This window comes from Aestuariirhabdus sp. LZHN29, assembly GCF_049985285.1.
Classification (GTDB): Bacteria; Pseudomonadota; Gammaproteobacteria; order Pseudomonadales; family Aestuariirhabdaceae; genus Aestuariirhabdus.
On the sequence record NZ_JBNIEU010000004.1, the window covers coordinates 79122 to 96389 of the forward strand.

Annotated in this window: 15 protein-coding genes; 8 read left to right on the plus strand and 7 right to left on the minus strand. The window is 55.2% G+C overall.

What is annotated here, in order from left to right; all coding sequences use genetic code 11:
* Positions 1-45: 45 nt before the first annotated feature.
* The gene (gene prpB / locus ACP3PW_RS14495) at positions 46-936 is read right to left on the minus strand and encodes a methylisocitrate lyase (protein WP_426417449.1); all 891 of its coding nucleotides are present in this window, start codon (positions 934-936) and stop codon (positions 46-48) included.
* A 46-nt stretch (positions 937-982) separates the two neighbouring features.
* A complete protein-coding gene (locus tag ACP3PW_RS14500; protein WP_426417450.1) occupies positions 983-1672 on the minus strand; it encodes a GntR family transcriptional regulator in 690 nt (229 codons plus the stop codon).
* A gap of 255 nt (positions 1673-1927) precedes the next feature.
* Between ACP3PW_RS14500 and pabB the strand changes: the two genes are divergently transcribed.
* Entirely contained in the window at positions 1928-3340 is a 1413-nt protein-coding gene (pabB, locus tag ACP3PW_RS14505) for an aminodeoxychorismate synthase component I (RefSeq protein WP_426417451.1), read from the plus strand.
* A 76-nt stretch (positions 3341-3416) separates the two neighbouring features.
* On the opposite strand, the gene thrH is transcribed toward pabB, so the two are convergent.
* Entirely contained in the window at positions 3417-4034 is a 618-nt protein-coding gene (gene thrH, locus ACP3PW_RS14510; RefSeq protein WP_426417452.1) for a bifunctional phosphoserine phosphatase/homoserine phosphotransferase ThrH, read from the minus strand.
* A gap of 239 nt (positions 4035-4273) precedes the next feature.
* Here thrH and ACP3PW_RS14515 point away from each other — a divergent pair, with 239 nt between their 5' ends.
* On the plus strand, positions 4274-5002 hold the full coding sequence (locus tag ACP3PW_RS14515; RefSeq protein ID WP_426417453.1) for a phosphoadenylyl-sulfate reductase: 729 nt from the start codon (positions 4274-4276) through the stop codon (positions 5000-5002).
* Positions 5003-5087: 85 nt separating this feature from the next.
* Here ACP3PW_RS14515 and cysB read toward each other — a convergent pair whose 3' ends face one another.
* Positions 5088-6062: an HTH-type transcriptional regulator CysB gene (gene cysB, locus ACP3PW_RS14520; RefSeq protein ID WP_426417454.1), complete on the minus strand. Its 975-nt coding sequence runs from the start codon at positions 6060-6062 to the stop codon at positions 5088-5090.
* 157 nt (positions 6063-6219) lie between these two features.
* Here cysB and ACP3PW_RS14525 point away from each other — a divergent pair, with 157 nt between their 5' ends.
* Positions 6220-6999, plus strand: coding sequence for a sulfite exporter TauE/SafE family protein (locus ACP3PW_RS14525; RefSeq protein WP_426417455.1), 780 nt, complete (start codon positions 6220-6222; stop codon positions 6997-6999).
* Here ACP3PW_RS14525 and ACP3PW_RS14530 read toward each other — a convergent pair.
* Positions 6996-7898, minus strand: a complete 903-nt coding sequence (locus ACP3PW_RS14530) for a 5'-nucleotidase (protein WP_426417456.1) — start codon at positions 7896-7898, stop codon at positions 6996-6998. The genes ACP3PW_RS14525 and ACP3PW_RS14530 overlap by 4 nt on opposite strands.
* Before the next feature lie 175 nt (positions 7899-8073).
* On the opposite strand from ACP3PW_RS14530, the gene ACP3PW_RS14535 reads away from it, so the two are divergent.
* A complete protein-coding gene (locus ACP3PW_RS14535; protein WP_426417457.1) occupies positions 8074-9141 on the plus strand; it encodes a 3-deoxy-7-phosphoheptulonate synthase in 1068 nt (355 codons plus the stop codon).
* A gap of 122 nt (positions 9142-9263) precedes the next feature.
* Here the strand turns inward: ACP3PW_RS14535 and ACP3PW_RS14540 are convergent, their stop codons facing one another.
* Positions 9264-9446 carry a hypothetical protein gene (locus ACP3PW_RS14540; protein ID WP_426417458.1) on the minus strand — a complete coding sequence of 61 codons (183 nt, stop codon included), beginning with the start codon at positions 9444-9446 and terminating at the stop codon, positions 9264-9266.
* A gap of 275 nt (positions 9447-9721) precedes the next feature.
* Between ACP3PW_RS14540 and greB the strand changes: the two genes are divergently transcribed.
* A complete protein-coding gene (greB, locus tag ACP3PW_RS14545; RefSeq protein ID WP_426417459.1) occupies positions 9722-10264 on the plus strand; it encodes a transcription elongation factor GreB in 543 nt (180 codons plus the stop codon).
* Positions 10265-10332: 68 nt separating this feature from the next.
* Here the strand turns inward: greB and nfuA are convergent, their stop codons facing one another.
* The gene (gene nfuA / locus ACP3PW_RS14550) at positions 10333-10923 is read right to left on the minus strand and encodes a Fe-S biogenesis protein NfuA (RefSeq protein WP_426417460.1); all 591 of its coding nucleotides are present in this window, start codon (positions 10921-10923) and stop codon (positions 10333-10335) included.
* Between the two features lie 190 nt (positions 10924-11113).
* On the opposite strand from nfuA, the gene metH reads away from it, so the two are divergent.
* The 3 genes from metH to ACP3PW_RS14565 are packed head-to-tail and all read left to right on the plus strand — an operon-like array spanning position 11114 to position 17229.
* Positions 11114-14821 (plus strand): methionine synthase, encoded by a 3708-nt coding sequence (gene metH / locus ACP3PW_RS14555; RefSeq protein WP_426417461.1) that lies wholly within the window; start codon positions 11114-11116, stop codon positions 14819-14821.
* A 15-nt stretch (positions 14822-14836) separates the two neighbouring features.
* Positions 14837-16159: an MATE family efflux transporter gene (locus tag ACP3PW_RS14560; protein WP_426417462.1), complete on the plus strand. Its 1323-nt coding sequence runs from the start codon at positions 14837-14839 to the stop codon at positions 16157-16159.
* Between the two features lie 44 nt (positions 16160-16203).
* Positions 16204-17229, plus strand: coding sequence for an aminopeptidase (locus ACP3PW_RS14565; RefSeq protein WP_426417463.1), 1026 nt, complete (start codon positions 16204-16206; stop codon positions 17227-17229).
* The last annotated feature ends 39 nt before the right edge of the window (positions 17230-17268 follow it).

The following is a 17268-nucleotide window of genomic DNA, read 5'->3' on the forward strand; positions in this document are numbered from 1 at the left end:
ACTCGGATCTACAGCAGTAGCTATGTTCTAGTTTTTTGGTCGCTGCTACTTGTTTTTGCCGCTCGCAAACAGGGCGTCCAGCTTCTGCTCATAGTCGTGGTAGCCCAGGAAATCGTAAAGCTCCATGCGGGTCTGCATCAGGTCGATTACATCTTTCTGATCGCCCTTTTCGAGAATATTGCTGTACACCGCCAGTGCAGCCTTATTCATCGCACGGAAGGCGCTCAGGGGGTAGAGGACCATGGCACAACCCACCTCCGCCAACTCCTGCTTGTTGAAGAGCGGTGTCGCGCCAAATTCGGTGATATTGGCCAGCAACGGCGCATCTATCGCGGCGCTAAAGGCTTTATAGTCTTCCAGGGTATGGACCGCCTCGGCGAAGATGCCGTCAGCACCCGCTTCGATACAGGCACGAGCACGATCAACGGCCGCATCGAGGCCCTCCATCTGAAACGCATCGGTACGGGCGATAATAAAGAAGTCGTCGTCGGTCTTGCCGTCTGCTGCCGCCTTGACGCGGTCGACCATCTCAGGCTGGGATACGATCTCTTTGTTGGGACGATGACCGCAACGCTTCTGCGCCACCTGATCCTCGATATGCACCGCTGCGGCACCCGCTTTGATCATCTCTTTGACGGTGCGCTGGATATTAAATGCCCCCCCCCAGCCGGTATCGATATCCACCAACAAAGGCGTTTCAACCGCACTACTAATGCGACGAACATCCTCCAGCACGTCGTTACAGGAGGTCATCCCCAGGTCTGGAAGGCCATAGGAAGCGTTCGCAACGCCGCCGCCAGAGAGATAGATCGCTTGGTGGCCTACTTGCTCTGCCATCATGGCGCTATAAGCGTTGATGGTACCGACGATCTGCAGCGGAGAATTCTCTCGCAACGCCTTGCGGAAACGTCCGCCTGCACTCAATGTATTACTCATGCTTCTCTCCTTATTGCTTATCCGTTCTATTGTTTGATTGGCAGAATCAGGCAATACGCCCCTGAGACTGCAGCTCACCCGCCAAGCGTTGCTCCAGATGGTTTCTGGACGCTGAAATATGACGCCGCATCAGCAGTTCAGCCAGCTCTCCGTCACGGTCGCTGATGGCGTTAATAATCTGTTGGTGTTCCGAAAAAGCGCGCTTTGGACGGTTACCGAAGGCGCTGAATTGATAGCGGTACATTCGCACCAGATGGTAGAGTTCCCCACCTAAAATCTGAATAAGTGTTTGGTTTTTCGACCCCTGGATGATGCGATAGTGAAAGTCCAGATCACCCTCTTTCTGGTAGTAGGCTTTCCCCTCCTCCTCCTCAATCTGGCGCTCGTGGAGAGTCAATAACTCCTGCAACCCATCGATATCCTGCTGGGTCATATTCTCAGCAGCCTGCCGGCAGGCAAGCCCCTCCAAAGACTCCCGCACATGGTAAATCTCGATCAATTCCTGGCCTGTCAGGGAAACAACCCGCGCACCGATATGGGGAACCCGAACCAGCAACTTACGCCCCTCCAGGCGTCGAATCGCTTCGCGCAACGGTCCACGACTTATCCCGTAGGTGCGCGCCAGCTCGGGCTCGCTGATTTTACTACCGGGCGCGATATCACCCTTTACGATGGCGGTCTGGATCGACTCGAACACACGATCAGCTATGGTCACTGCGTCTACATCCTGAATCATTTAAGTTGCCCCCCGATATTGTCGACAATCCTAGCATGGCGTACCGCCATCTCCCAAGCACGAACCCTATACCTCATACTATTGTCTACAATCCTCCCCATAATCGAAAAGCATCATCGCCCCCACAGAACGGGGCTCCAAGCACCAAGCGAGCCAGGCATCGTGATCAACAAAAAACCCCAATAACAGCAGAGCGGACATTGGACTTAGCCGCCGACAGGTCAGTACAATGCACCGCCTGCCGAGCGAGAATGTATGTCCGCGCCCTATTTAGTCCCGATCGATTATCACTGCGATAGCAGCCGCTACTTCAAGCGTATTCGCCACCTGCCCCACCCTGCGTGGCTGGACTCTTGCGCCCACCAATCCGGACTGGCTGCGGGGCGTTACGACATTCTCACCGCAGCACCGCAAGAGCTGGTTGAGTACCGCCACGGGCGCTGCGAACTCACATGCGCCGGGGGCACCCGGCAGATTCTGGATCACCCCCCTTTGGAGACGGTTCGCAGTCGGTTGGCCCAATACCCCGATATTGAGTGTGAACTACCTTTTTGCGGAGGTGCCCTGGGCCTGTTCGGCTACGAACTAAAGGCCCAGTTTGAGCCCGCACACTGCCCCAACACTCGCGCCCATGATGAGCCCGAGATGCGGGTCGGCATCTACCTGTGGGCGTTGATTCAAGACCACCAAAAACAGCAGACTCACATCGTTTTTCACCCGGCATCCTCCCCGGAACTCAGGGCTCAGATTCAATCACTTGTGCATACCAGCACCAACGGCAGCAGTCATCCCCCCTTTGCCTTACTGGAACCGTTTCGTTGCGACACCAGTCGCGAGCGATACCGGGATTGCTTTGAACAGATCCAGCACTACATAAAAGCCGGTGATTGTTATCAAATCAACTACACCCAGCGCTTCAGCAGCCAATACCGTGGCGATCCGTTTCAGGCCTACCTGAAGCTCCGCCAAACCAGCCCTGCGCCTTTCTCGGCCTATCTGGAGAGCCCTTCCGGGGCCATACTCAGCCACTCCCCCGAACGTTTTCTTAAGTGTTGCAACGGTGAAATTGAGGCCAAACCTATCAAAGGTACCGCCCCTCGGGGACGTACCCCTGAGGAGGACAAGCTCAGTGCCCAACGCTTGGCAAACAGCGAAAAAGATCGGGCAGAGAACCTGATGATCGTCGACCTACTGCGCAACGACCTCGGCCGCAGCTGCCGACCCGGCACCATTCGGGTGCCCGAACTGTTCGCACTGGAAAGTTATGCCAACGTTCACCACCTGGTAAGTACCATCCAGGGGAACCTGAAGCGAGATCGAACCCCCCTTGACCTGTTTGCCAACGCATTTCCAGGGGGGTCCATCACCGGGGCCCCAAAGATACGGGCGATGGAGATCATCGACGAACTGGAGGAGAGCAGCCGCAGCATCTATTGCGGATCGATAGCCTATATCAGCCTGAATCAACGCATGGACAGCAGTATCTGCATCCGTACCTTGCTAGCCCACAATCAGGATCTTTTTTGCTGGGGGGGGGGTGGAATTGTGGCGGATTCAGGGTGCGACGCAGAACGCGAAGAATCCTTTGCCAAGGTACGCAACCTCATTCGAGCCCTAGAGGAGGCGCTGCCCAGCGGAACGCAAGCGCCGGCAGAGAGGGAACTGTAGGTCCACAGGAATCTGCAAAAGTAGTAGCCACCCTGAGGTAAGGATTCGGGTGGCTAACGGAAACCGCGTTAAAAACCTAGATGCTCAACGCCCGGTTACTTGCCTTGATAAACTCCTGCTTTAATGCCTCGTAGGTATCAACTGCTGGAAACTGGGGGAATTCGGCAATCACGTTGTCCGGCGCCTTAAAGAGAATACCCGCCTCGGCTTCGGCCAGCATCGTCGTATCGTTGTAGGAGTCACCCGCTGCGATCACCCGATAGTAAAGCGAGTGCAGCGCTATCACCGACTGGCGTTTCGGGTCGCGCTGACGCAGCTGGTAATTGGTAATCTTACCCTCGGCATCCACCACCAACTTGTGACAAAGAAGGGTCGGAAACCCCAACTTTCGCATCAGGGGCTGGGCAAATTCGTAAAAGGTATCGGACAGAATGATGAGCTGAAACCGCTCCCGCAGCCAATCGACGAACTCAACGGCGCCAGGCATCGGCTCCAGAGTATCGATAACGGCCTGAATATCCGCTAGACCGTACCCTTCCCGCTCCAAAATCGCCAGGCGCTGTTTCATCAGCACATCGTAGTCGGGGATATCACGAGTTGTTGCCTTCAACTCTTCAATGCCGGTTTTTTCCGCAAAGTTGATCCAGATTTCCGGTATCAATACTCCCTCAAGGTCTAGACATGCTATCTCCACAAACAACTCCTGCGTTGGACTAAAAAATAGAAGGCGTCAATCTAACCCGTTGCCAGCGGCCATGCAAGGCTCGGCTGCAGCCCTTTAGTGACGCTGTTTCACGAGGAACATATATCTGCCGCGCCTAACCATAGACAAAGTTATTATTACTTTTCATATTGATGAAAAGTTACAATGATCGCCCAACTTATAACTCATAATTGTAAGATCTCATTACAAGTATCGATACGAGGTAGCCGGTGAGCGCTGAATTCAACACAGACCAACTCAATCAAGAGTATCAGGATCAGACCCCTCAACAGATCCTTGAACTTGCCTTTGCTCGCTTTGACAACATAGCGCTCTCCTTCAGCGGCGCCGAAGACGTCGCCCTGATCGAGATGGCCAGCAAGCTGACCGATCACCTGCAGGTATTCTGCCTCGACACCGGACGCCTGCACCCCCAGACCTATCGCTTTATCGAAAAGGTACGCAAGCATTACCAGATAGAGATTGAGTTAATTTCCCCCGAAGCCGCCTCCGTTGAAGCCCTGGTAAAGAAAAAAGGCCTGTTCAGCTTTTACGAAGACGGCCATAACGAGTGCTGCTCAATTCGCAAAATAGCCCCCCTGCGCAAGAAGCTGTCTGATGTTGACGCCTGGATCACAGGCCAGCGCAAGGACCAGAGTCCGGGCACGCGCAGCCAGATTGCGGTGATTGAAACGGACACTACCTTCTCGGGAGCCAACGGTGGGCTGGTCAAGTTCAATCCACTGGCCAATTGGAGTTCGAAAGAGGTGTGGGACTACCTGTGGATGTTCGACATTCCCTACAACGAACTGCATGACCAGGGCTTTGCCAGTATCGGCTGCGAACCCTGCACCCGAGCCGTGCGACCCAACCAGCACGAGCGCGAGGGCCGCTGGTGGTGGGAGGAAGCCACAGCCAAAGAGTGCGGATTGCACGTCGGTAATATTCAGAAGTCATAGCACGCCGGGAAGTGCGCCCGGAACCACAACAATCAAAAACAACAACGGGGCCTGTGGCCCCGTTGTTGTTTTTGCCCAACCGCTACTAGTGGGTAGGTATATCGATGGATGCAAACAGCTCCTCGAGATCCGCCTTGTTATGGCGTCGATAGGCTTCATCGACCACCTCACGAGTCAGGTGAGGCGCAAACTTCTGGATAAAGTGATACATGAAGCCGCGAATAAAGGTGCCCCTGCGAAAACCAATTTTGGTCACACTGGCCTCGAACAAACGGCTGGCATCCAACGCCACCAGATCAGAATCGGTTTGTGGGTTGTAAGCCATACCCGCAATAATTCCAACCCCTAACCCTAAACGCACGTAGGTCTTGATGACATCCGCATCAGCGGCAGTAAAGACCACTCGCGGAGTCAACCCCTCATTCATAAAGGCGTCATCCAGCTTGGAGCGCCCCGTAAACCCAAACACGTAGGTTACAATCGGATACTGGGCGACATCCCGCAGGCTGAGTTCCTGGATGTTTGCCAGAGCATGCCCCCTGGGCACCAGAATGCAGCGATTCCAGCGATAGCAAGGCATCATCACCAGATCACTGAATAGTTCAAGCGCTTCGGTTGCGATAGCGAAATCAACCGTACCATCGGCGGCCATCTCCGAGATCTGCATGGGGGTTCCCTGATGCATATGCAGCGACACCTCGGGATAATCACCAATAAACCCCTTAATCACCTGGGGCAACGCGTAACGGGCCTGAGTATGGGTCGTCGCAATGGAGAGACTACCCCGTTTCTCGTCGCTAAACTCCTGCGCAACCTGCTTGATGCTCTCAACCTTGCGCAGAATCTCCCCGGCCTTTTCAATAATCGCCTCTCCGGCAGGGGTAATTCGGGTCAGGTGCTTTCCACTGCGGGCAAACACCTCGACACCCAGTTCATCCTCCAACAAGCGAATCTGCTTACTGATACCCGGCTGGGAGGTATAAAGGCTCTGCGCAGTTGCAGACACATTTAAATCATGGTGCGCGACTTCCCAGATGTATCGCAGTTGTTGCAGCTTCATACAGCCCTCCGTTGTTGGCTCATATGCTACATTCATCTAAAAATATAAGGAAATATTCTTTTATAGAATAGATAGTAATCGCTACATTACCACCATACGCAGCTCCATTCCTTTCCGTGCCCTCAGTCGGGCTAGTTATAACTTTAGACCATATTTAATGGATATATTAGCTTATATTTTAGCCGGTGCAGGTGTCGGACTGGCTGTCGGCATTACCGGTGTCGGAGGCGGTTCGTTGATGACGCCGCTATTGCTGTTATTTGGGTTTCCGCCCCATATCGCGATAGGTACCGACCTGATGTATGCCTCCCTGACCAAGGCCAGCGGTGTCGCCATGCACCATCGCCGGGGCAACATCGAGTGGCGGTTAGTACTACTGCTGGCCGCCGGCAGCATACCCGCAGCCGGTGCCACCGTGCTTATCCTGTTTTTCTACTTCCCCGACAGCAGTAGCTATGGGCATATCCTCACCAGTAGCCTGGGGGTCATGCTGTTATTGACCGCTACGGTGTTGATGTTCAAAAAACAGCTATTAAAGTTTCACCAACGCGGCGACGGCGACACCGGGATCCTGCTGCGCCATAGCGCCCTGGTAACCTGGGTAATGGGCTTGTTTCTGGGAACCTTCGTCACCCTCTCCTCCGTAGGAGCCGGAGCCTTCGGCACAGCCGTATTAATGGTCCTCTACCCGGCCCTGATCTCGGTACGAATCGTTGGTACCGATCTAGCTCATGCCGTGCCCCTGACATTGGTTGCCGGGTTGGGACACCTGTTTTTGGGTAATGTCGATTTCTACCTGCTGGGGTGCCTGCTCACCGGATCATTGCCCGCAATCTATGTCGGGACTCGACTGGGGGCACGCCTGCCCGAAAAACTGCTGCACCCGATTCTTGCCAGTACCCTGTTCGCGCTGGGGCTTAAATACGCTTTCTTCTAGCGCTCATCGACACCCTGGTTCGCGATGCCATGGGGTACATGGCCGGTCGCCACATGCTCACTGGCCGACTCACAGTGGACCATATGATCATCAAAAAAAACATCCGCGCCAAACGCTCGCAGAAATTCACCTTTTTTCATCCCCCCCAAAAAGAGCGATTCATCCAGGCGAATATCCCAGGCGCGCAAAGTACGTACCACACGCTCGTGAGCGGGTGCGGAGCGGGCGGTCACCAGCGCAGTTCGTATGGGGCAGTCATGGGGGTCGAGAGCGGCTTGCAGCCGGTGTAAAGCGGCAAGAAAGGGTTTAAATGGCCCGCCGCTGAGAGGCTGGTTAGCGGATTCCTTTTCACTGCGGGAAAAAGCCTCCAAGCCCTCGGACTTATAAACGCGCTCGGCCTCATCGGAAAATAGCACTGCATCACCATCGAATGCGATCCTGAGCTGGGAGTTTTCTACCGCCCCAACCGGCGCCGATAGGATGGTGGCAGCAGCCACCCCCGCTTCCAGCGCTTGGCGAACGTCCTCTGCATGGGTTGAAAGAAACAGGTGGCAGCCAAATGAGCTCACGTAACGGTAAGGGCTGGAACCGCCACAAAAAGCCGCTCGGGATATATCGAGGCCGTAGTGTTCGATAGAGTTAAACACCCGCAACCCCGTATCCGCACTGTTGCGCGACAACAGAATCACCTCAACTTTGGGGCCGTCACCAAAGAACTGATTCAAGCTCAACAGCTTGCTGACCAGGGAAAACGCATCCCCTGGCGCCAACACGTCGTTTTCGTGTTCGACCTGATAACGCGCAAACGCGTCCAAACCCTGCTGCTCGTAGACGGCATGACTGTCCCCCATATCGAACAGTGCTCGTGACGATATTGCCACTACCAATTTTTCAGTCATTTGCCCCAGCATATCGCTCCCCAACCCGTTCGATGCATCTGATTATCCCCAACAACCCTCATAAACACTACCCGACGCTGGCCAACGCTTACCAAGCCGGACAGGAAGCAGTATCATAGCCGGACTCTAATTACGAACGCTTCGCGTGCACAGACGTACTGATACAGGAAACGGAATGACAAACCTACCAATTGAGAACCTAAACATTGAATCTCAGGAGATTCTGATCACTCCCGGTGAGCTGAAAGCTGAAATACCGCTCAGTGATGCCGCATACCAAACCGTTGACCAGGGTCGCCAGGTCATTCGCGATATTCTCGATGGCAGTGACCATCGCCTGTTTGTCGTCGTCGGCCCCTGCTCTATCCACGACACTGAAGCGGCAATGGACTACGCGCGCAAGCTTAAAGCGCTGGCGGAGGAGGTTTCCGATACTCTCTATTTGGTAATGCGGGTCTATTTCGAAAAACCCCGCACCACCGTAGGCTGGAAAGGTCTTATTAATGACCCCTTCCTCAATGACTCTTTCAAGATTCAGGATGGACTGCACATAGGCCGGCGGCTGCTCATGGATGTCTCCGAACTGGGCCTGGCCACCGCAACCGAGGCGCTGGATCCTATCTCTCCCCAGTACCTGCAGGATCTTATTTCCTGGTCCGCCGTCGGTGCTCGTACCACCGAAAGCCAAACCCACCGCGAGATGGCCAGCGGCCTGTCCTGTGCTGTTGGCTTCAAGAACGGCACCGATGGAGGCCTCAGCGTGGCGATCAACGCACTGCAGTCGGTTTCCAGCCCACACCGATTCCTCGGAATCGACCATAACGGCCAGGTCGCGATCACCCACACCAAGGGAAATCCCTATGGTCATGTGGTCCTGCGTGGCGGCGATGGCAAACCCAACTACGACTCGGTTAATGTTGCACTCTGCGAGCAGGCGCTGGAAAAGGCGTCAATTGCTCCCAACATCATGGTCGATTGCAGCCACGCCAACTCCAATAAAGATCCCGCCCTGCAACCGCTGGTATTGGATAACGTCAGCAATCAGATCCTTGAAGGCAACCGATCCATTGTGGGCCTTATGATCGAAAGCAACCTCGGCTGGGGCGCTCAGAAGATGAGCGACAACCTTGAATACGGCGTATCAATAACCGACGCCTGTATCGACTGGAAGGCTACCGAAAAAGCATTGCGCAACATGCGCGAAAAACTGAAAGATACCCTGCCGGGCAGGCGCCAGAGCTAAAACGCCGCCGCAGAAAACCGGGCACTGCCCGGTTTTTTTTATATTCAGGTACTGCCATTTACTCCCAAGCCATCTTGCCAACAAGGCGCGAAAAAATCTCTTTCCCGGAATTCAAAAGCGCTCTACCTCAGCTCCGGGCTCACATCTTCAAAAAAATCAAACGCCATCTGATGTGCAGGAACTCGACATTCGGTGTCGGCAAAACTGTGCACCCTTTGCTTTGTCACAACAAGCGGTTCAGCCTGACGCCCCAGCACCGACACGCAGTGGAGACAGATACCCGTCAGGCGATCGGGAGTCAGCATGGTATGCTTACTACCGGGAAGCAAGCGGCGGCAGCACAGAGATAGCTCACCCCTGTCCTCAATATCATAATTCGCCAACACAAGGTGTGACGTTTGGTCATCTATGACACGAACAACTCGATAGCAAGATAGAAATTTTTGTGGATAGCGCCTCACTTCACCTTCCTATAGAGCCGCATCAAGCCGCCCTTGCCTGCAAAAAAAAGGCGGCTAATATACCCCAATACTGAATTAAACCCTAGCCGACTCCGGCTAACACAAGGATTGCCCCGCAGATGGGAAGATATCGCCCACCACAACAACCCTCCTCCGCCTACATCACCCCTCAAGGGGCTGCCAAGCTGAAAGAGGAACTCGATTATCTGTGGCGTAAAAAGCGTCCACAAGTAACCCAGGCCGTTTCAGAGGCGGCGGCACTGGGCGACCGATCCGAAAACGCGGAGTACATTTATGGAAAAAAACAGTTACGGGAGATTGATCGGCGCGTTCGCTTTCTGCGCAAGCGACTCGAAAAACTGGTGACCGTTGACTACCTTCCCGACGATCAAAATCGAGTCTACTTTGGCGCTTGGGTAGAACTGGAAAAAGAGGATGAAAGCCGGGTGCACTACCGAATCGTAGGCCCCGACGAGTTCGATCTGAACCGGGGATGGATCAGCATGGACGCTCCGCTGGCCAAAGCCTTAATCGGTAAAGCCGTAGAGGAGGAAGTTTGGGTCAAGCTACCTTCCGGAGAGGAGAGCTTCTTTATCGTCACTGTGCGATACGACTCAGCGGCATACAACGGGCACTCGGGGCAGCCATCAACTCCCGGCTAAAACAACACAACCGCCAGTTCCCACGGTCAAACCTCCCGGTGTAGAAAGCACCGGGAGTTCCTACCCGGTTATTTATAGTAGGCGTTGGCCCTTTCACTGTGGTCGGTTACATCACGAACACCCTTGAGCTCAGGGATTCGCTCCAGCAGTGTTTTTTCAATACCCTCTTTGAGGGTGACATCGGCCATGCCACACCCCTGGCAACCACCACCAAACTGCAACACCGCGAAATCATCGGCCACTTCAACCAGCGTCACCTGTCCACCATGGGCTGCAAGCCCGGGGTTGATCTCGGTAACCAGATAATAGTTAATGCGTTCATTGACAGAACTGTCGTCACTGATGCGAGGCACCTTGGCGTTGGGCGCCTTAATGGTTAGCTGGCCACCCATACGGTCGGCGGCATAATCAACCAGAGCCTCTTCCAGGTAAGTTTCACTCTCGGCCTCGATATAGGCGTTAAAGCCCTTCAGCTCCATCACCTTGTCGTCGGGCTTACTCTCTCCCGGTTTGCAGTACGCGATGCAGGTTTCGGCGTAGGTTGTCCCCGGCTGGGTTACAAAAACTCGAATGCCAATCCCCTCGACCTCTTGCTTCGACAGCAGTTCTCCGAGGTACTCCTGGGCTGATTCGGTAATAGTGATCAACATCTGGCTCATCCATCCACAACAATTGATTGAATACTTTACCCCAAGCAAATGGCTGTGGGTATCTTTAACCCATCATATTACTTGGTTATTGAGCAACTTCCCATACCTCGTGAATCCCCTTCATTACAGTCACTGCACTTTCTCTGTTAAAATCTTCCCCCACCTTGAGATTCACCCTACCAACGGCCCGGATACCTTAATGAGCAGTCATAACGAGCGTTACTCTTCCCTGGTTCAAGCACTGAAATCGCGCATCCTGATCCTGGATGGCGCCATGGGTACCATGATTCAGCGCCACAAGCTTGAAGAGGCCGACTATCGGGGCACACGCTTCGCCGACTACCCGATGGACATCAAGGGCAATAACGACCTACTTTCTATCACCCAACCCGACATTATTAAGGGCATCCACCGCCAATATCTGGAGGCGGGCGCCGATATCGTTGAAACCAATACTTTTAACTCGACCCAGGTCTCCCAGGCGGACTACGGAATGGAGTCGCTGGTCGATGAGATCAATCGGGAATCGGCACGTCTGGCCCGTGAGGCCGCCGATGAGGTCACAGCCCTCACCCCGGACAGGCCACGTTTTGTTGCCGGGGTACTCGGCCCAACCAGCCAGACCTGCTCCTTGTCACCGGACGTTAACGACCCGGGCGCGCGCAATATCACCTTCGATGCGCTGGTTGAAGATTACCTGAAATCCACTCGCGCCCTGGTGGAGGGCGGAGTCGATATACTGCTGATCGAGACCATCTTCGATACCCTCAATGCCAAAGCCGCCGTATACGCGGTACAGGAGTATTTCGAGCAGAGCGGCAACCATCTTCCCATCATGATTTCCGGCACCATTACGGACGCCTCTGGTCGTACCCTGTCTGGACAAACCACCGAAGCCTTCTGGAACTCCCTGGCCCACGCTGCCCCTCTTTCGATCGGCCTCAACTGCGCCCTCGGTGCCAAGGAGTTGCGCCCCTATGTGCAGGAGCTATCACGGGTCGCCAGTACCTGTGTCTCGGCCCACCCCAATGCGGGACTGCCCAACGAATTTGGCGAGTACGATGAAACTCCCGAGGAGATGGTTGCGGTCGTCGAAGAGTTCGCCGCCAGCGGGTTCCTGAACATTATCGGAGGCTGCTGCGGCACCACCCCCGACCATATCCGCCAGATCAGCGAGGCGATGGCAAAACATGCCCCCCGCGAGATCCCCGAAATCAAGCCTGCGTTGCGCCTCGCCGGACTGGAACCCTTCAACGTTGATGGCGACTCGCTATTCGTTAACGTTGGAGAGCGTTGCAACGTCACCGGATCTGCGCGCTTCAAACGCCTGATTCTGGAAGAGGATTACGATACCGCACTGGAGGTCGCTGCCGAGCAGGTAGAAAATGGTGCCCAGGTGATCGATGTCAATATGGACGAAGGCATGCTCGACGCCGTTGCCGCCATGACTCGCTTTCTCAACCTGATCGCCTCTGAGCCCGATATCTCGCGCCTGCCGATCATGGTCGACTCCTCCAAATGGGAGGTGATCGAAGCCGGCCTCAAATGCATTCAGGGTAAAGCGATCGTTAACTCTATCAGCCTCAAAGAGGGTGAGGCAGAGTTTATCAATAGGGCCCGGGCCTGCCAGCGTTATGGGGCCGCCGTGGTTATAATGGCATTTGATGAAGAGGGGCAGGCCGACACCTTTGCTCGTAAAACCGAGATCTGCAAACGCTCTTATGACCTGCTGCTCAACGAGGTTGGGTTTGCTCCCCAGGACATCATCTTTGACCCCAATATTTTCGCCGTAGCGACCGGTATCGAAGAGCACAACAACTACGCCGTAGACTTTATCGAAGCCTGCGCCTGGATTCGCCAAAACCTGCCCTACGCCAATATTTCGGGCGGCGTCAGCAACGTCTCCTTCTCCTTCCGGGGTAACAATCCGGTACGGGAAGCGATCCACTCAGTATTCCTGCTCCATGCCATTCGCGCCGGACTCAACATGGGTATCGTCAACGCCGGCCAACTCGCTCTTTACGACGACCTCCCCACCGAACTAAAAAGCGCCGTCGAGGATGTTGTTCTCAATACAACGCCCGAGGGCACCGAAGCCCTGCTCGCGATTGCCGATAAGTTCCGCGGCGACGACAGCGCAAGCGCAGAACGCAGCGAAGACAAGAAGTGGCGCCAGTTACCGGTCAACGAGCGCCTCCAACACGCCTTGGTTAAAGGCATATCCAACTTTATAACCGAAGATACCGAAGCCGCGCGACTGATAGCGACCAAGCCCATCGATGTAATCGAGGGGCCGTTGATGGATGGCATGAATGTGGTCGGAGACCTATTTGGTGCCGGAAAAATGTTTCTACCCCAGGTCGTGAAATCCGCCCGCGTCATGAAGCAGGCGGTCGCCCACCTGCAACCCTTTATCGAAGCTGAAAAAAGCGAAGGTCAGCAGAGCAATGGTCGCATCCTGATGGCGACGGTAAAGGGGGACGTACACGATATCGGCAAAAATATTGTTGGCGTGGTGTTGCAGTGCAATAACTTCGAGGTGATTGACCTTGGCGTTATGGTGCCGTGCGAGACAATCCTCCAAACAGCCGTTGAACAAAAGTGCGATATCATCGGCCTGTCCGGCCTGATCACCCCGTCACTCGATGAGATGGTCACCGTTGCCAGCGAAATGGAGCGGCAACAGATCGCACTGCCGCTAATGATCGGGGGAGCCACTACGTCCAAAGCCCATACAGCGGTAAAAATTGATCCGAAACTGCACTGTACCCAGGTGGTTTATGTGCCTGACGCATCCCGGGCTGTTGGTGTTGCCAGCGCCCTGATCTCTGACCGCCAGCGCCCTGAGCTATTTGCCGAGCTAAAGGATGAGTACACCGCGGTTCGTGAGCGAGTCTCCAAGCGCACGGTGCGCGGTACCGTCCATAGCTACCCGGAAGCGATCTCCCAGCGCCCACAATTGGATTGGAATACCTACACGCCACCTGCACCACTGCAGCCGGGCCTCCACCATTTCGATGATTACCCGCTGCAAGAGCTGGTTGACTACATCGACTGGACTCCGTTTTTCATCAGCTGGGATCTAGCTGGCAAGTTCCCCGCTATCCTCGAAGATGAAGTGGTTGGTGAGGCCGCCACTGACCTGTTCGAAAACGCGCAAAAAATGTTAAAACGTATCATCGACGAAAAGTTGATTCGCGCCAGCGCCGTTGTCGGTCTATGGCCCGCCAACTGCGTAAACGATGACGATATTGAGCTCTACCGGGACGAATCCCGCAGCGATGTCATCAACACCCTGTGCCACCTGCGCCAACAGCACAGAAAGCAGGGCAACACCAAACCTCTCAGCTCATTGGCTGATTTTGTCGCGCCCAAATCCAGTGGCTTGCAAGACTACGTCGGGGGCTTCGCCGTCACCACCGGTATCGGTGCCGATGAGCTGGCCCACGAGTTCGAACAGGCCCACGACGATTACAATGCCATTTTGGTCAAATCCCTCGCCGACCGCCTCGCCGAAGCTCTGGCGGAGCGTATGCATGAACGTGTTCGTAAGGAGCTGTGGGGATACGAGCCCCAGGAAGCGCTGGATAACAGCGCACTCATTCGCGAACAGTATCGGGGGATCCGCCCGGCCCCCGGTTACCCTGCCTGCCCGGACCACACCGAAAAGAGCAAACTGTTCGAGCTGCTGGATGCAGAACGGCTTTGCGGCATGCAGCTGACATCCAACTACGCCATGCACCCTGCCGCATCGGTCTCCGGCTGGTATTTTTCGCACCCCGAGTCGCGCTACTTCCCGCTCGGAAATATCAATCGTGATCAGGTCGAAAGCTATGCCGGCCGTAAGGGGATGTCCGTTGACGAGGTGGAGCGCTGGCTGCGTCCTGTACTGTCCTACGATGCCTGATTGCCAGGACGCATCATGCAATCACAACGTATAGGCCGCGTTACCTCCCTCGCCTTTCCGATCATGGGGGGCATGCTCTCCCAGAGCCTGCTCAACCTGGTCGATGCCGCAATGGTAGGCAGTCTGGGGGAAGTTGCCCTGGCGGGGGTTGGCGTCGGCGCGTACCTCAATTTTCTTGCCGTTTCCATGATCATGGGACTCTCTTCCGGCGTGCAGGCCATTGTCGCACGGCGGATGGGACAGGGGCGCACAGACGAGTGCGCGCTACCGTTGAATGTCGGCCTGCTCTGCGCGCTGATCATCGCCATTCCCGTTAGCCTGGTTTTTTACGCCGCCTCACCCTGGTTAGTCGCCCTGATTAGCAGCGAGCAGGCGGTCACCGACGTTGGGGTAGCCTACTTTGATGCGCGTATCGTTGCATTGTGTGCAGTGGCCATGAATTTCTCCTTTCGAGGCTACTGGAACGGTACCCACCGCTCCGCCACTTACCTGAAAGTGATTCTGGTGATGCACGTCGCCAATGTCTTTATTAGCTACGGGCTGATTTTCGGGGCCTTTGGTTTGCCCCGGATGGGGGCGACCGGTGCCGGCTTTGGAACAACAATCGCCATGCTACTGGGGTCTCTCCTCTACTTCGCTATCACCGCCAGGGCTGCGCGCCCCCAGGGTTTCCTGTGCAGAGCACCGGACCGCGCGACGCTTAAATCCGTCTTAAGCCTTGCAATACCGAACTCCCTGCAACAGATGCTATTTGCCCTTGGAATCACGGTTCTGTTCTGGATCATCGCTCGCATCGGAACGGAAGAGCTGGCGGTTGCCCATGTTCTGATCAACCTCGCCCTGTTCCTGATTTTGCCCGGCGTCGGGTTGGGTATGGCGGCAACCACCCTGGTGAGCAAAGCCCTGGGGGCAAACGAGCCGGACGAAGCCTATCGATGGGGTTGGGATGTGGTGAAGCTGGCGATCATCGTATTACTGATACTGGGCATCCCCTTCTGGCTTTTCCCTGATGCCATACTGGGTATTTTCCTCGCAAGCGAAGAGGCCCGAGCGATCGGCCGCCTACCCTTACAGCTCACGGCGGCAGGCATGGTATTGGATGCAGCCGCTATTGTACTGACCCAGGCCTTGCTCGGCGCCGGAGCCAATCGTACGGTGATGCGCATCAGCGCTTCCGTGCAGTGGCTGCTCTTTTTACCGTTAGCCTGGATTCTGGGCCCGGTTCTAGGCTACGGATTAAGCGCTATCTGGGCACTACAGCTCGGCCAGCGGGCGCTCTCCTCGGTTCTTTTCGCATCAATTTGGCGTCAGCGGCAATGGGTCAGCATCCGCATTTAAATCCCATTGAGCGCCCCCCTTGCCTCGTAGTGGTGAGCCTTTTCATGTTCATGCTGGGGGGCTGCGAAGCCCCAGGCTATTACTGGCAGGCCGGCGAAGGACAGTGGCAGCTTCTTCATCAACGACAAGAGGTCGCCGAACTGATCGAGTCGGAGCAGACCCCCGAGCAACTGCGGGAGCGACTGCTGACCAGCCAACAGATGATCGACTTCGCCCATCAGGCCCTTAAGTTGCCAGACAACGGCAGCTATCGACACTATGTCGATCTCGAACGGCCCTACGTGGTATGGAATCTTTTCGCCAGCGAGGAGTTTTTAATAGAGCCCTACCAATGGTGCTACCCGGTGGCGGGTTGCTTGAATTACCGAGGCTATTTTGATCCGGAATCTGCCGATCAGGCGGCCACCAAAATGGCCCAACAGGGCTTTGATACATGGGTTGGTGGTGTCAGGGCCTATTCCACACTGGGGTGGTTCAGCGACCCGTTGCTAAACACCTTTATTTACCAGCAAGAGCTGGGGCTGGCGGAGCTGATCTTCCACGAAATGGCCCACCAACGGGTCTTCGCCAAGGGCGATACCGAATTTAACGAAAGTCTCGCCACCGTGATTGCCAACGAGGGAGTTCGCCGCTGGGCGCTCAGGAGTAACCTTCACTACGACCGCCATGAAGTAGAGACCGAGAGGAACAACCGTCAAGCCTTTGCGCTACTGGTCAAAGAGACCCGTGACCAACTACAGGCACTCTATCGCCGCCCCCTTGATGATTCGACGAAGCGAGCCCAAAAACAGCAGGTTCTTCAACAACTGCGCATCGAATACCAGCGCCGCCGCCGCGCACAATGGCAAACCTTCGACCGTTACGATGACTGGGTGGCGGGTGACCTCAACAACGCCAAGCTGAGCACGGTGTCGAGCTATTATCGCTGGGTTCCTCTTTTCGAGTCATTGCTGCAAGAGAGCGACCGCGATCTCGACGCGCTCTACTCAGAACTGGATCGTCTAGCGGCGATGCCCCCCCAGAAGCGTCGCGGTGCATTGCATAAGCTGGAGACTTCTTATAACAAATAAAACACAACATATAGAAAAACATTCATTTATCGAATAAGT

What these genes read in the sequence shown, in the direction of transcription:
- prpB (WP_426417449.1), bottom strand. Translation starts at nt 936, where the DNA reads ATGAGTAATACATTGAGTGCAGGCGGACGTTTCCGCAAGGCGTTGCGA.
- ACP3PW_RS14500 (WP_426417450.1), bottom strand. Translation starts at nt 1,672, where the DNA reads ATGATTCAGGATGTAGACGCAGTGACCATAGCTGATCGTGTGTTCGAG.
- pabB (WP_426417451.1), top strand. Translation starts at nt 1,928, where the DNA reads ATGTCCGCGCCCTATTTAGTCCCGATCGATTATCACTGCGATAGCAGC.
- cysB (WP_426417454.1), bottom strand. Translation starts at nt 6,062, where the DNA reads ATGAAGCTGCAACAACTGCGATACATCTGGGAAGTCGCGCACCATGAT.
- ACP3PW_RS14525 (WP_426417455.1), top strand. Translation starts at nt 6,220, where the DNA reads ATGGATATATTAGCTTATATTTTAGCCGGTGCAGGTGTCGGACTGGCT.
- ACP3PW_RS14530 (WP_426417456.1), bottom strand. Translation starts at nt 7,898, where the DNA reads ATGACTGAAAAATTGGTAGTGGCAATATCGTCACGAGCACTGTTCGAT.
- ACP3PW_RS14535 (WP_426417457.1), top strand. Translation starts at nt 8,074, where the DNA reads ATGACAAACCTACCAATTGAGAACCTAAACATTGAATCTCAGGAGATT.
- ACP3PW_RS14540 (WP_426417458.1), bottom strand. Translation starts at nt 9,446, where the DNA reads ATGCTGACTCCCGATCGCCTGACGGGTATCTGTCTCCACTGCGTGTCG.
- greB (WP_426417459.1), top strand. Translation starts at nt 9,722, where the DNA reads ATGGGAAGATATCGCCCACCACAACAACCCTCCTCCGCCTACATCACC.
- nfuA (WP_426417460.1), bottom strand. Translation starts at nt 10,923, where the DNA reads ATGAGCCAGATGTTGATCACTATTACCGAATCAGCCCAGGAGTACCTC.
- metH (WP_426417461.1), top strand. Translation starts at nt 11,114, where the DNA reads ATGAGCAGTCATAACGAGCGTTACTCTTCCCTGGTTCAAGCACTGAAA.
- ACP3PW_RS14560 (WP_426417462.1), top strand. Translation starts at nt 14,837, where the DNA reads ATGCAATCACAACGTATAGGCCGCGTTACCTCCCTCGCCTTTCCGATC.
- ACP3PW_RS14565 (WP_426417463.1), top strand. Translation starts at nt 16,204, where the DNA reads ATGTTCATGCTGGGGGGCTGCGAAGCCCCAGGCTATTACTGGCAGGCC.